The organism is Pseudomonas synxantha (assembly GCF_900105675.1).
In the GTDB taxonomy this organism is placed as follows: domain Bacteria; phylum Pseudomonadota; class Gammaproteobacteria; order Pseudomonadales; family Pseudomonadaceae; genus Aquipseudomonas; species Aquipseudomonas synxantha.
Genome location: NZ_LT629786.1, coordinates 5,610,811 through 5,625,178, shown reverse-complemented (window position 1 = coordinate 5,625,178; position 14,368 = coordinate 5,610,811). Strand labels below are relative to the sequence as shown.

At 61.5% G+C, this 14,368-nt stretch carries 11 protein-coding genes; 2 read left to right on the top strand and 9 right to left on the bottom strand.

Features of this window, described 5'->3' with window-relative positions:
• Nucleotides 1-17 precede the first annotated feature (17 nt).
• A complete protein-coding gene (locus BLU48_RS26060; protein WP_057022878.1) occupies nt 18-314 on the top strand; it encodes a winged helix-turn-helix domain-containing protein in 297 nt (98 codons plus the stop codon).
• A gap of 102 nt (nt 315-416) precedes the next feature.
• Here BLU48_RS26060 and BLU48_RS26055 read toward each other — a convergent pair whose 3' ends face one another.
• Nucleotides 417-869, bottom strand: coding sequence for a GNAT family N-acetyltransferase (locus BLU48_RS26055; protein WP_057022879.1), 453 nt, complete (start codon nt 867-869; stop codon nt 417-419).
• 198 nt (nt 870-1,067) lie between these two features.
• Between BLU48_RS26055 and BLU48_RS26050 the strand changes: the two genes are divergently transcribed.
• Entirely contained in the window at nt 1,068-1,805 is a 738-nt protein-coding gene (locus BLU48_RS26050; protein WP_057022880.1) for a substrate-binding periplasmic protein, read from the top strand.
• A gap of 22 nt (nt 1,806-1,827) precedes the next feature.
• Here the strand turns inward: BLU48_RS26050 and yccS are convergent, their stop codons facing one another.
• The 8 genes from yccS to betA all read right to left on the bottom strand — a co-directional run bounded on the left by yccS (nt 1,828) and on the right by betA (nt 14,243).
• On the bottom strand, nt 1,828-4,011 hold the full coding sequence (yccS, locus tag BLU48_RS26045) for a YccS family putative transporter (RefSeq protein ID WP_057022881.1): 2,184 nt from the start codon (nt 4,009-4,011) through the stop codon (nt 1,828-1,830).
• A gap of 215 nt (nt 4,012-4,226) precedes the next feature.
• Nucleotides 4,227-5,405 carry a BaiN/RdsA family NAD(P)/FAD-dependent oxidoreductase gene (locus BLU48_RS26040; protein WP_057022882.1) on the bottom strand — a complete coding sequence of 393 codons (1,179 nt, stop codon included), beginning with the start codon at nt 5,403-5,405 and terminating at the stop codon, nt 4,227-4,229.
• Nucleotides 5,406-5,564: 159 nt separating this feature from the next.
• The gene (gene dbpA, locus BLU48_RS26035; protein ID WP_231501119.1) at nt 5,565-6,902 is read right to left on the bottom strand and encodes an ATP-dependent RNA helicase DbpA; all 1,338 of its coding nucleotides are present in this window, start codon (nt 6,900-6,902) and stop codon (nt 5,565-5,567) included.
• 130 nt (nt 6,903-7,032) lie between these two features.
• Complete coding sequence (gene mdtD, locus BLU48_RS26030) at nt 7,033-8,460, bottom strand: multidrug transporter subunit MdtD (RefSeq protein WP_057022883.1); 1,428 nt, start codon at nt 8,458-8,460, stop codon at nt 7,033-7,035.
• Nucleotides 8,461-8,495: 35 nt separating this feature from the next.
• Complete coding sequence (locus BLU48_RS26025; protein ID WP_057022884.1) at nt 8,496-9,386, bottom strand: alpha/beta fold hydrolase; 891 nt, start codon at nt 9,384-9,386, stop codon at nt 8,496-8,498.
• Nucleotides 9,387-9,558: 172 nt separating this feature from the next.
• Complete coding sequence (locus BLU48_RS26020) at nt 9,559-10,875, bottom strand: TldD/PmbA family protein (RefSeq protein WP_057022885.1); 1,317 nt, start codon at nt 10,873-10,875, stop codon at nt 9,559-9,561.
• Nucleotides 10,875-12,317 (bottom strand): TldD/PmbA family protein, encoded by a 1,443-nt coding sequence (locus BLU48_RS26015; RefSeq protein ID WP_057022886.1) that lies wholly within the window; start codon nt 12,315-12,317, stop codon nt 10,875-10,877. The genes BLU48_RS26020 and BLU48_RS26015 overlap by 1 nt, the downstream gene beginning before the upstream one ends.
• A gap of 222 nt (nt 12,318-12,539) precedes the next feature.
• Complete coding sequence (betA, locus tag BLU48_RS26010; protein ID WP_043046183.1) at nt 12,540-14,243, bottom strand: choline dehydrogenase; 1,704 nt, start codon at nt 14,241-14,243, stop codon at nt 12,540-12,542.
• Nucleotides 14,244-14,368: the final 125 nt, after the last annotated feature.

Below are 14,368 nucleotides of genomic sequence, written 5' to 3'. Positions count from 1 at the left end.
GCACAAGGCGACTGACCATGGATGTGAGCAAGACCAAAAGCAGCTTCTACCGGCGCCTGTACGTGGCGTACCTGATCGACAGCCAGTTGGCCAGCAGCGTGCCGGCGCTCACCGAAGCCACTGGCATGCCTCGGCGTACGGCCCAGGACACGATTGCGGCGTTGGCGGACCTGGATATCGTCTGCGAGTTTGAGCAGCAAGAGGGAGCGCGCAACCACGCGGGGAATTATCGAATTCGTGATTGGGGCGCGATTGATCGGCGGTGGATCGAGGCCAATCTTGCGGCGATCAAGCAAGTGCTGGGTTATCCCTGAGGCAGGGGGGGCTGGTCTGGCGCCATCGGGGGCAAGCCCCCTCCCACATTTGATCTGTGAATACATTCAAAGGTGGGAGGGGGCTTGCCCCCGATGAGGCCCTCAAGCCCGCCGCATACCGATATGTGGAATATCGTCTTCCAGGTATTCCTCGCCCGCCACCACAAACCCATACCGCCCGTAATACCCCTGCAAATGCGCTTGGGCCGACAGGTAAACCGGCGTTTGCGGCCAGATATCCTCTACGCGCTTGAGCGCCTCATCCATCATCTGATGCCCCAGCCCGCTGCCCCGTGCCACCTTTGCTACGATAACGCGGCCGATCACCACATCGCCGCCCTGGGACTCCGGGTCGAGTAACCGCAGGTAGGCCACCAGCTCATCATCTTGCCAGGCCATGAGGTGGTGAGTGTCACCCGCCAGGTCCTGGCTATCTATGTCCTGGTAGACGCATTTTTGTTCGACGACGAAGACTTCGCTGCGCAGGCGCAGGATGGCGTACAGCTGTTCCTTGCCCAAGTCGTCGTGATGTTTGCAGACCCAATCAACCGTCATGATGTGCGCTCTTATAAAGACCTGCCAGGGATAGTAAGCGCGACGGGCGCTGCTGTCTAAAATCGGCCATTTTGTGAATGGCGTCAATTTGCCATCATTCTGTGCATGCGCCGCGGGCTTCTTTGTGTAATCTGCAATGCAAGCTCATTGATGAGCTACTGTTATCAGGCCATCGCCTGCCCGCCAAGGACTTTAAGCATGCCGCGATTGACTCGTGCCGTTGCTTTGATCGCAGTGCTGCTGCTGGCGCAACCGGCGCTGGCACAACGTTTGCGCCTGGTGGCGGATGGCTGGCCACCGTTTACTGATGCCACCTTGGTCAATGGCGGCTTGGCTACTGATATCGTCCGCACGGCCCTGGCCCGCGCCGGCTACGCCAGTGATTTTGAACAGGTGCCCTGGGCGCGCGCATTGAAGGGCGTGGGGGATGGGCGCTACGACGTGCTGATCAACGCCTGGTATAACGAGGACCGCACGCACCTGGGGCAGTTTTCCGGCGAGTACTTGCTTAACCGTGTGCGCTTTCTCAAGCGTAGCGACGATACCATCGAATATCACAGCCTGGACGCACTGCACGACGAGGCCATCGCGGTGGTGCGCGGTTATGCCTACTCGGCGGCATTCGATCAAGACAGCCAGTTGCAGAAAGTGCCGGTGCACAACTTCGCCATGGCCGTGCGCATGCTGGCGGCGCAGCGCGTGCGACTGACGCTGGAGGATGAATACGTAGCGCGCTATTACCTGGCGCGGGAGTCGCCGCGGGTGCGCGATGCCGTGGTGTTTGTGGGCAAGCCATTGAGTGAGAACAGCCTGCACATCCTGGTCAGCCTGAGGAACCCCGAGCATGCGCAGATCGTCGCTGGTTTCGATCGGGAGATTGCCAGGATGAAGGCGGATGGCAGTTATGCGCGGTTGATGAAGGCGCATGGGATGTAGCGTTCTTGCTCCCGATAGCGGCCTAAGCCGCGCTGGTATCTTTGATCAAATGCGCAGCCAACGTGCGCAACGGCCCCAATTGCCGACAGATCAACGCCAATTGCGTCTGCACCAGCCGCTGCCCTTCGTCGATTTCATCGGGCATTTGCTCCAGCTCTGCCGCCAACGCTTCCTCGGCATCACTCTGAATCGCAATCGGTTGTTTATTCGCCAGCCCACTGGCGATTTCATCGATGCTCAATGCCAGGGCGTGCCCGGCGCCGTCGATCAAATGCTCGCGCACATCGGCCGGCAGTTGGGTTTCGCGATGCGCACCCAGCCCTGACAAATAGCTGAGCAGGGTGTGGGACAGCACCAGGAAGCGAAAGCCCACATCGGCTTCCTTACGGAAGTGTCCCGGCTCCATCAGCATATTCGCCAGGGTGGTGGACAATGCGGCATCGGCGTTGTGAGCGTTGCGGCGGGCCAGGCGGTAGGCCAGGTCGTCGCGTTTGCCGGCGGCGTATTGCTGCATGATCTGGCGCAGGTAGATGCCGTTGCAGGTCAGGGTGTTGGCCAGCACTTTGTTCAGGCGCCGGCCTTGCCAGTCCGGCAGGAACAGGAATACCGCCAGCCCTGCGATCAGGCTGCCGAGCAAGGTATCGAACAGGCGCGGCAGGAATAGCCCGTAGCCATCGCCCACCTGGTTGAAGCAGAACAGCACCATCAGGGTGATCGCCGCCGTAGCCAGGGTGTAGCGCGTGGTGCGGTTGATAAAGAACACCAGGCCGGCGGCGATGGCGAACATTGATTGCACCACGGGGTTGGGAAACAGGTCGAACAGCGCCCAGGCCACGGTGAGGCCGATGGCGGTACCGATGATGCGCTGGCCGAGCTTGCGCCGCGTAGCACCGTAGCTGGGCTGGCAGACAAACAGGGTGGTGAGGATGATCCAATAACCCTGGGACGCGTGGATCGCATGCAGGGTGCCGTAGCCGATGGTCAGCGCCAATGACAGGCGCAAGGCGTGGCGAAACAGCAGTGAAGTCGGCGTCAATTGGGTGCGCAGGCGCGTCCACATTTCCTTGAGGTTGCGCGGGGCGCGGTCCAGCAGGTTGCTGTCGGTGGCGTCGGCCAGGGCATCGGGGTTGCTGGCATCGCCCAGCAAGCGGTCGAGGGTGGACAGGTTGGCCGCCAAGGCGCGCAACGAGCGCAACAGGCCACGCCAGGCCGGGTTGCTCTGGATGCGCAGGTGTTCCAGGGAGGCGTTGAGGTCGCCCAGGGCTTCGGCGAAGCTGTCGTCATAGATGAACGGCTGGCGCAGTTGGATCGACTCGGCCAGGGTCTGGCACGCCTTGCCTTGCTGGCGCAGCAGGCGCTGGCAGCGGAACAGCACATCGCTGTGGAAGAAGGCTTCGGTGAGGGCGTTGTAGGGGTAGTGGGAGGAACTGGCGCGCTCGTGGATGTCCTGGGCCAGGAAGTAGAGTTTCAGGTAGCGGCTGACCTTCGAGCCCGGCCGACCATTGCCGACGCGGTGCAGGATGATTTCCTTGGCCGCATTCAACGCCGCGACTACCCGGCCATTTTGCTGGGCCAGTTCGAGGCGGCGTGCTTCCACATCCAGCTGGCGTATCGGTTCGAATAAGGATGACTTGAGCTTGAGGTAACGCCCCAGCTCACGGAACAATCGAGCCAGGCTCTGCTGTACCGGCTGGTTGGAAAACAGTACCTGCCACAGCACCGACAGCACCCCGTACCAGGCGGCGCCGGCCACCAGCAGCAACGGCTCATGCCAGAAGTCGGTGACGGCGCCGCCGCGCTGGTCCACGCCGATCATGGTGTAGACCGACAGGATCAACGTGGCCGAGGCAATCGCGCCATAGCGTTCGCCCAAGGCGCCCAGCATGGTCAGGCAGAAGCTGGCCAGGGCCAGGGCGATGGCAAAGATCCACGGGTAGGGGAACAGCAGCTCCACCGACAGCGCAGCGATGCTGAAACACACCAGCGTCACCGCCAAGGCATTGAGGCGGCCTTGCCAACTGTCATCGGTCTCGGCCAGGGCGCTGGCGATAATCCCCAGGAACAGCGGGATCAGCAGCGTCATTTCATCCTGGTACCAACACAGCGCCATGCTGCCGGTGAGGGCGATGAACACCCGTACGCTGTAGCTGAATTTATCCAGCGCCCACAGGCGCCGCATGGACTGCTTGAACGAGGTCGATGACATGAAGTCTGGAGTCTTCCGGGACAGTGTCGCTAAATTGAGCTATCAAGGACGCCACGGCAAGGGTGGTGATCACATCCAACAGCAAATTTTTCAAGTTCACTACAAAACCAATGTGGGAGGGGGCTCGCTCCCGATGGCGGCGTGTCAGTCAGTACATCTGTTGCTGATACACGTCATCGGGAGCAAGCCCCCTCCCACATTTTTGCTGCGTTGTGTCAGACGTATTGTGCGGCTGCGTAACCAGATGCCCACGCCCACTGGAAGTTGAACCCTCCCAGGTGACCGGTCACATCCAGCACTTCACCGATAAAGTACAAGCCCGGGCTTTTCAGCGATTCCATGGTCTTGGACGACACTTCCCGCGTGTCTACCCCACCCAGCGTCACTTCGGCGGTGCGATAGCCCTCGGTGCCCGCCGGCACCAATTGCCAGCTACCAAGTTTTTGCGCGATGTCGGTAATTTCAGCGTGGGTGTACTGCTTCATCGGCTTGGACAAAAACCAGGTTTCGGCCAAAAGGTTGGCCATCTTCTTGGTGAAAATTTCACCCAGCAGGGTTTTCAACTCACTGTTAGGGCGTTCGACCTGTTGCTGCTGCAGCCAGGCATGGGCATCGTGGTCGGGCAACAGGTTGATTTCCACGGTGTCGCCGGATTCCCAATACGAGGAAATCTGCAAAATCGCCGGCCCGCTCAGGCCACGATGGGTAAAGAGGATGTTCTCGCGAAAACTCTGGTTGTTGCAGTTGACCAGGCAATCCACCGAAGTGCCGGACAGCTCGCCGCATAATTCCTTGAGCTGGTCGGTGATGGTGAACGGCACCAGCCCGGCGCGGGTCGGCAACAGTTCATGGCCGAATTGCCTGGCGACTTGATAGCCAAAACCGGTGGCGCCCAGCGTGGGGATCGACAAACCGCCAGTGGCAATCACCAGGGATTCGCAGCGCAGTTCGCCCAGGGTGGTCTGCAGCTGGTAGCCGCTGTCGAGCTTGGCAATCTCCTCAATCGAAGTCTCCAGGTGCAGGCTCACGCCGGTCTGGATGCACTCATCAAGCAGCATGCCGAGGATGTCGCTGGACTTGTTATCGCAGAACAGCTGGCCGAGTTTCTTCTCGTGGTAGGGCACGCCGTGCTTGGCGACCAGCGCGATAAAATCCCACTGGGTATAGCGCGCCAGGGCCGACTTGCAGAAGTGTGCATTGTGCGAAAGGAAGTTGGCCGGCTCGGTGTACATATTGGTGAAATTGCAGCGGCCACCACCGGACATCAGGATCTTCTTGCCGGCTTTGTTGGCGTGGTCGATCAGCATCACCTTGCGCCCGCGCCCGGCAGCGGTCAGTGCGCACATCAAGCCTGCGGCGCCGGCGCCAATGATCACAACTTCGGTCGAGCGCAAAACGGTGTCCTCATACAAATTCTGAATTGAAATACAGTCAAATGTGGGAGGGGGCTTGCTCCCGATGGCGGTGTGTCAGCCAGAAATATATCAACTGATACACCGCTATCGGGAGCAAGCCCCCTCCCACATTGGATCTCCAACAAGTCGGAGATGTTGTTACAAGATCCGCACGCGCAACGATCGGCCCTTGATCTTGCCATCATTCAAACGCTGCAACGCCTGCTTGGCGATCCCGCGTTCCACGGCCACGAATGCCTGGAAATCAAAGATTGCGATCTTGCCGACCTGGGCGCCCGGGATGCCGGCTTCACCGGTCAACGCGCCGAGGATGTCGCCTGGGCGGACCTTGTCTTTACGCCCGGCGGCGATGCACAGGGTGCTCATCTGCGGCAGCAGCGGGCCACCGCTTTGCGGTTTGAGGTTGTCCAATTGGTCCCAGTTCAGCGGCGACTTCTGCAGTTGCTCGATGGCCTGGGCGCGGTGCGCTTCGGACGGCGCCACCAGGCTGATGGCGATACCGGTCTCACCGGCACGGCCAGTGCGGCCGACGCGGTGGATGTGGATTTCCGAGTCGCGGGCCAGTTCGACGTTGATCACCATGTCCAGCGAGTCGATGTCCAGGCCTCGGGCGGCGACGTCTGTGGCGACCAGTACGGAGGTGCTGCGGTTGGCGAACATGGCCAGTACCTGGTCACGGTCGCGCTGTTCCAGGTCACCGTGCAGACCGACGGCGGAAATGCCTTTGGACGTCAGGTGATCCACGGTTTCCTGCACTTGCTGCTTGGTGAAGCAGAACGCAACGCAGGAAGCCGGGCGGAAGTGCGCCAGGACCTTGGTCACCGCATCCATGCGTTCTTCCGGGGAGATCTCGTAGAAGCGCTGCTCGATCTGGTCATCGGAGTGAAACGCTTCGGCCTTGACCTGTTGCGGCGCACGCATGAACTTGGACGCCAGTTGCTTGATGCTCACCGGGTAGGTGGCCGAGAACAGCAGGGTCTGGCGGCGGGGCGGGGTCTTGCTGATGATGTCTTCAATGGCGTCGTAGAAGCCCATGTCGAGCATGCGGTCGGCTTCGTCGAGGATCAGGGTGTTCAAGCCGTCCAGTACCAACGAACCTTTGCGCAGGTGCTGCTGGATACGGCCCGGGGTGCCGACGATCACATGGGCGCCATGCTCCAGGGAAGCAATCTGCGGGCCGAGGGACACACCGCCGCACAGGGTCAGCACCTTGATATTGTCTTCGGCACGGGCCAGGCGACGGATTTCCTTGGCGACCTGGTCGGCCAGCTCACGGGTCGGGCACATCACCAGTGCCTGGCAACCGAAGTAACGTGGGTTGATCGGGTTCAACAGGCCGATGCCGAAGGCGGCGGTCTTGCCGCTGCCGGTCTTGGCCTGGGCAATCAGGTCCAGCCCCTTGAGGATCACCGGCAAGCTTTGCGCCTGGATCTGCGTCATCTCGACATACCCCAGCGAGTCGAGGTTAGCCAGCATGGCGGCGGACAGGGGCAAAGTATTAAAAGCGGTGGCGATGGTAGTCACGGGACTGGCTCTGCAAAACAAAATGTCGCGCAGTGTACCAGCCCCGTGGGATTTTCCCTGCAAGTTCTCGACGAGAAGCCCGTCAGTGCTCGATATCGTGCTCGCGGCTGACCACCCGTTTGCCGTCTTTTGGCGACAGTTGCAGGAAGATCGCCGCCGCCAGCATCGCCATGATGCCCACGGTGAGGAAGGTCAGTTGGAAGGCGCCGAGCACGCTTTCCACCCCATCGTTGCCCGTCTCGGCGGTAAAGCCGCCGAGCAATGCACCGGCGCAGGCCACGCCCAGGCTCAGGGACAATTGCGCCACCACCGACAGCAAGCTGTTGCCACTGCTGGCCTGGGCGTCGTCGAGGTCGATCAAGGTCACGGTGTTCATTGCCGTGAATTGCAGGGAGTTGATCGCCCCCAGGACCGCCAGCATGGTCAACAGCAGCGGGTAGGGTGTGTGCTCGCTGACCAGGCCCATGCTCGCCAGCATGAGGCCCAGGGCCAAGGTGTTGCCGGTCAGCACGATGCGGTAGCCGAGGCGCTCGATCAGCGGCCTGGCCACGGACTTGGCAAACATCGCCGCCGCCGCCAGCGGCAGCATGCTCATCCCGGCTTCCGACGGCGAGTAGCCCAGCGCCACCTGCAATAGCAGCGGCACCAGGAACGGCAATGCGCCGCTGCCCAGCCGCGCAAACAGGTTGCCGAGAATGCCCACGGCAAAGGTGCGGGTCTTGAACAGTATCGGGGAGAACAACGGGCTATCGATATGCCCGGCGCGCAACCAGTACGCAGCCAGGCACGCCAGCCCGCCGAACAGCAGCAACATCACCCGCAGGTGCGGCAGGTGCAGTTCGCCCAGGCCCTCCATGGCGATGGTGATCAACACCATGGCTGCGCCGAACAGCAAGAAACCAAGGCCGTCGAAGCGTGTGCGCTCACTGCCGCGCAGGTCGGGGATGAACTTCCACACGGCGTAGCAGCCGATCATGCCCACCGGCAGGTTGATCAAGAAGATCCAGTGCCAGGTCAGGTACTGCACCATCCAGCCGCCCATGGTCGGGCCCAGCAACGGGCCGAGCAGGCCGGGGATGGTAATGAAACCCATGATCCGCACCAGCTCGGAACGCGGATAAGCCCGCAGTACCACCAAGCGCCCCACCGGCAGCATCAGAGCACCGCCCAAGCCCTGGATCACCCGTGCCCCCACCAGCATGGTCAAACTGCTGGACAGAGCGCACAGCAACGAACCGATGCTGAACAGCATGATCGCGCCAAAGAAAATTTTCTTGGTGCCGAAGCGGTCGGCGATCCAGCCTGACGCCGGGATCAGCAGGGCGACGGTGAGCATGTAGGCGATCACTACCCCTTGCATGCGCAACGGGTTTTCTGCGAGGTCCCGAGCCATGGCAGGCAGCGCAGTGTTGAGAATCGTCCCATCCAGCGACTGCATGAAGAAGGCAATCGCTACCACCCAGGGTAGCCAGCGGGCGGTCTTGGCATCGAGAGGGGCGCGATTCGGCATGGAGACCCTTTGATTAGCAGGCTATGTGTTGGCGATTATGCGCTAACCCTTAAGTTTTTTCCCACTGGCGGTTCATCTAAGTCCGATAACGCCGCATGCTCGCCCACTAGAAAATCCAACAACGCGCGGTGCACGGCCAACGCCGCCTCGCGGGACTCCAGGTCCAGTAGATGGCCGGTGTGTGCGGCAACGGCGAAGCTGCTATGGCCCACATACCGGTTGAACAATCGGGCCTCCGTGGCCGGAGTGTATTCATCCAGGGCGCCGTTGAGAAAGAGCACTGGCGTTTCAATCTTGTGGAGTGCTGGCAAGTAGTTACCGTCGCCCAGGGCCAGCACCTGGTGGATATGAAAGCGTGCCTGGCGGTACTCAGTAGTGGCCATGCTCGACAGGTGCCGGTGGTTGTTGCGCTTGAGGCGGGGAGACAGGTATTTGCCGACCGTCTCGTTGAGCAGGTGGCCGACCGCAGACTTGTCATCGGCCTCAATGAGCACGCGCACGCGTTCTACATAGTCGAGCATGGCTTGGTTGAGGTTGGGCGCCAGGGCCATCACCACCGAGCTTTCGATGGAGGGCGGGTTGTGCGCCAGGGTCAGCAGCGTGGAGATGCCGCCCCACGAGGCCGACACCAGGTGGTTGACCTGGAAGCGTTCCACCAGGGCGCGCAGGATTTGTACTTCGTCATCCTTGGTGACCAGGTCGAGGTCGGTATTGTACTCGCGGGAGTAGCCGGAGAACGGCAGGTCGAACAGCAGCACGTTGAAATGCTCGGCCAGGCATTTGCTGGTACGGGCAAAGGAGCGGGTGGTGGACAACGCGCCATTGACCATCAGCACGGTTTTCTTTTCCGGATTGTTTCCCAACTGCTCAACATGAACGTTGTAGTGCTTGACCAGCTTTTCAATGACAAAACTTCCATGGTTCATGTCAACGCTCCAGCTTGCCCATTCCCAGGCAAAGTCGTGCTCTCGTGGGTGAGGTGGCGGGGGGGCCACCAACCGTTATATCGAGGTTTTTTCCCGGCGACAACACACGAGCGTACAGGGCACATACAGTCCAATGTGGGAGCGAGCAAGCCCGTTCCCACAGGGCTGGTTATTACAAGGTCAGCGTCAGGCGTTTTACCAAGGCGCCAGGCAGAAGGCTGGAGGCCGTATTGCGCTGGCTGTAGGTACTGGCCGACAGCAGCAGCTCCCGATCAGCGGTCAGCGCTTCCAATTGCGAGCCGAGCAACTGGAAGACGCTGTCATCAAAACGCATGGTACTGACCGGCGCCTTGATCTTGCCGTCTTCCACCCAGAACGTGGCGAAGCGCGTCATGCCGGTCAGGCGTGCCGCCGGCAGATCGGAATAGTTCAGGTACCACAGGTTGCTGATATACAGGCCGGTGCCCAACTGCTTGAGGATATCGGCTTGGGCCAGGCTGCCTGGTGCCATCTGCAGGGCACTGGGCGATTCGTCGCCGCTGGCGCCGTTGGCGCTCAAGCCGTATTCGGCGGCGCTGCGCGAATTCACCAGTTGGCCTCGCGCCTTGCCGGCGCAGATCAGGGTAACGTCCTCGCGCGGGTAGCCTTCGGTGGAAAACGCCTGGCTCAGGGAGCCGCTGATCTGCTCATCGATCGTCACCAGCGGGCTCAGCGACTGCTCAGCGGCATACAGGCGCTGCAATGAACTGCTCTTGCTGGCGATGGCCTGGGCGGAAAACCCTCCCCAGGTGATGATGCTGATGATTTCTTCCAGCGCTGCCGGGGCGAGGTAGGCACGGTACTGGCCGGGCGCCAGGTTGTGCAGCGGGCGACCGAGAAACGCCAGCTGCTCGCGCGCTTGCTGCAAGCGGGCGGTGAATTCGGCGCTGTTCCAGGTGTGCCCGGCGTAGCTGGCTTTTACCGCTTCACCATTGGCGTGGAACAGGCTGAAATCGAAGTTGAAGCTATTGGCCCGATGCCAGCCGAATGCACCCTCGGAGCTGGCGAACCCACGGCTGATAGGCCCGGCTGCGTAGAAGCCGACCAGGTCTACGCCTTCGGCAGCCAGGCTGATGTCTTGCAGCACTTGCGCCATGTCCGGCAGCGGTCGCAGTTGTTCGTTGTGGCTTTGCCAGGCGTTGTGGTTGAGCAGCAGGTACGGGTCCTGGGGCAGCAGCGGCAGGGTTTGGCGTAGCTGTTCCAGGCCATCGGCGAGGCGCTGGCGGTCCAGTTCCGGCTCGCCGGACAAGGTGATGCCAAGGTCCGCATGGCGACCATCGTCGATCAGCTTGAGGTTCAGGCTGGCCTGTTGCACCTGTCCGGCCTGGCGTACCTTGGCATGGTTCAAACGCACGAATTCGGACGACTCATCCGCGTAGCCGAGGTGAAATTGTTCCTTGTCGGTGATGGCTTGCTTGAGCCAGTCCACCAATGCCTTGAAGTTATCCATCAGGCATCTCCCCCAAATACGTCGACGTTACTGAACACGCAGGCCGGCGATGCATGGCCAACGCGGATCACCTGGTTGGGCTCGCCTTTGCCACAGTTCGGCGTGCCCAATACCTTGAAAGTGCTGGCATCGCCGACGGCGCTGAGCTTGCGCCAGAATTGCGCGGAAATCGCCCGGTAGTTGGGGTTCTTCACCACGCCCTTGAGTTCGCCGTTTTCGATCAACTGGCCCCACTCGCAGCCGAACTGGAACTTGTTGCGCGCATCGTCGATGGACCACGAACGGTTGGTCGACATAAGGATGCCGTGTTCGATGCCGCCCACAAGCTGCGCGAGGCTTTTATCGCCGGCCTCGATATTCAGGTTGGCCATGCGGTCGATGGGTGGGCGGTTCCAGCCGCAGGCGCGGCTGTTGGCGACGCCTGGCAAGTCGGCGCGAAATTGCGACAACGCACCGCCCAAGGGCTTGAGCAGCAGGCCGTCGCGGATCAGGAATTGCTTGCTGGCGCGGGTGCCGTCGTCGTCGTGGCTGTAGCTGGCCAGTTGTTCGGGGATGTCCGGGTCGAAGGTCACGTTGAGCAGCGATGAGCCGTATTGCAGATGGCCGAAGTCGCTGGCCTTCACAAAGCTGGTGCCGGCGTAATTGCGCTCGTCCCCGAGGATACGGTCCAGTTCCAGCGGGTGGCCGATGGATTCGTGGATCTGCAGGATCATCTGGTCGGGCATCAACAGCAGGTCACGTGGGCCGTGGGGCGTGTTCGGTGCGAGCAGCAATTGCAGGGCTTCGTCGGCCACCTGGCTGGCAGCGCCGACCAGGCCAAAGCGCTGGATCACGCCGGCACTGCCTTGCTGGCCGAAGTTGGTACCGCCCAGGGTTCGGGTCTGGCTGTCGTTGCCGTCGAAGGCGGTGACGCTCAGGCCGGGAAAGACGAAACGCTGGGCCTGGCGCAATTGCGCGCCGGCGCTGTTGAGATAAATCTGTTCAACCCGGGTGGTGCCCAGGCTGACTTCCCAGGTCACCAGGCGCTCATCCTTGGGCACGGCGGCAGACTCATCGCCAAGTAGTTGGTAGCAATCGCTCAGGGACGGGAAGGGCTGCTCAAGGTCGGGAGACAGGTAGTCGCCGACATCACTGGAAACTGGCTGCTGGCGCAGATCGAGCAGGGCGTGGGGCTGGATCAGCCGGGCTTGCTGTTCGGCGCGTTCAAGGGCCGCTTGCAGGCCGGCCAGGGAAATGTCGTTGGTCGCGGCGTAGGCTTCCACGCCATTGAGACGCACGGTAAGCATGGCGCCTTCGTCGTGACCCAGGTGTGGCGGCTCGGCGACGTTCTTGCGCACCGACAGGTACTGGCCGGATTCGCGCACGTAACGCAACGAGAAGAACTCAGCACCGGTGCGCAGGGCGCTGAAGTGCTTTTTGAGTGTGGTGTGGTGTTCGAACATGGGGCCTTCCTTGTGGGCGGCTCAGCGCGCGGCAGGCCAACAGAGTAGGCCGGGGCTGAGGGCTGATCAAGGAAAGTGTAGGGGAAGGTTTTGCTGTGTCTGTCAGGGCCTCATCGGGAGCAAGCCCCCTCCCACACTGACTGTGTTCACAAATCCAGATGTGTAAATACAGTCAAATGTGGGAGGGGGCTTGCCCCCGATGAAGGCGCCGCGGTGTTTCAGTTACTGCGCAGTAGGCCCTACTTCACGCAACGGCTTGCCACGCACCGGCGCATCGCCCGCGACGTAGTAGTCGGCGCTGCTGCGCGGCAGCGGCTTGCGGCCACGGATCTTGTCGGCGATCTTCTCGGCGATCATGATCGTCGGCGCGTTCAGGTTGCCGGTGGTGATGATCGGCATGATCGACGCATCGACCACCCGCAGGCCCTGCATGCCATGCACGCGGCCTTCGCCATCCACCACGGCCATCTCGTCGGTGCCCATCTTGCACGAGCAGGACGGGTGGAACGCGGTTTCGGCGTGCTCGCGGATGAACTTGTCCAGCTGCTCATCGGTTTGCACTTCGATGCCCGGGCTGATTTCGCGGCCACGGTAGGGATCCAGCGCCGGCTGCTGCATGATTTCACGGGTCAGGCGGATGCCGTCGCGGAATTCCTGCCAGTCCTGCTCGGTGGCCATGTAGTTGAAGAGGATGCTCGGGTAGTCCCGTGGGTTCTTCGACTTCAATTGCACGCGGCCACGGCTAGGCGAACGCATGGAGCCCATGTGTGCCTGGAAACCGTGCTCTTTCACACCGTTGCTGCCGTTGTAGTTAATCGCCACCGGCAGGAAGTGGTACTGGATGTTCGGCCATTCGAATTCCGGACGCGAACGGATAAAGCCGCCGGCTTCGAACTGGTTGCTGGCGCCGATGCCGGTGCCGTTGAACAGCCATTCGGCACCAATCGCAGGCTGGTTGTACCAGAGCAATGATGGGTACAGCGACACCGGCTGGGTGCACGCATATTGCAGGTACAGCTCAAGGTGGTCCTGCAGGTTTTCGCCGACGCCTGGCAGGTCGTGGACCACCGGGATGTCGAGGCTTTCCAACAGTTTGGCGGGGCCGACGCCGGAGCGTTGCAGCAGTTGCGGCGAAGCGATTGCGCCGCTGCACACCAGCACTTCTTTACGCGCACGAGCTTCGACGCGCTCTTCGGCGGCGCCGATCAGGTAGCGCACGCCTACGGCTCGCTTGCCCTCGAACAACACTTTGTCGGTGAGGGCGTGGGTGACGATGGTCAGGGTCGAACGCTTTTTAGCCGTGTCCAGGTAACCGCGTGCGGTGCTGGCGCGACGGCCGTTCGGCGTGACGGTACGGTCCATCGGGCCGAAGCCTTCTTGCTGGTAACCGTTCAAGTCTTCGGTACGCGGGTAGCCGGCTTGTACGCCGGCTTCGACCATAGCGTGGAACAGCGGGTTGTTACCCGCTTTCGGCGTGGTCACGCTGACCGGGCCTTCGCCACCGTGGTAATCGTTGGGCCCGATGTCACGGGTCTCGGCCTTGCGGAAATACGGCAGGCAGTCGAGGTAGGTCCAGTCTTCCAGGCCCGGCAGTTTCGCCCAGTTGTCGTAGTCCATGGCGTTGCCACGGATGTAGCACATGCCGTTGATCAGCGACGAGCCACCCAGGCCCTTGCCGCGGCCGCATTCCATTCGACGACCGTCCATGTGTGGCTCTGGATCGGTTTCATAGGCCCAGTTGTAGCGGCGGCCCTGCAGCGGAAAGGCCAGGGCGGCTGGCATCTGGGTACGGAAGTCGAGGCGGTAGTCGGGGCCACCGGCCTCCAGCAGCAAAACGGTGACGCCTTCGTCTTCGGTCAGACGGGTCGCCAGGGTGTTACCGGCGGAGCCGGCACCCACAATGATGTAATCGTATTCTTGGGACATTGGATGCACCCTCTTTGAAGTCTAGTCAGGTCAGGCCTCATCGGGGGCAAGCCCCCTCCCACATTTGATCGGGTTCACACAGTCAAAGGTGGGAGGGGGCTTGCCCCCGATGGCGGCCTCAAAGG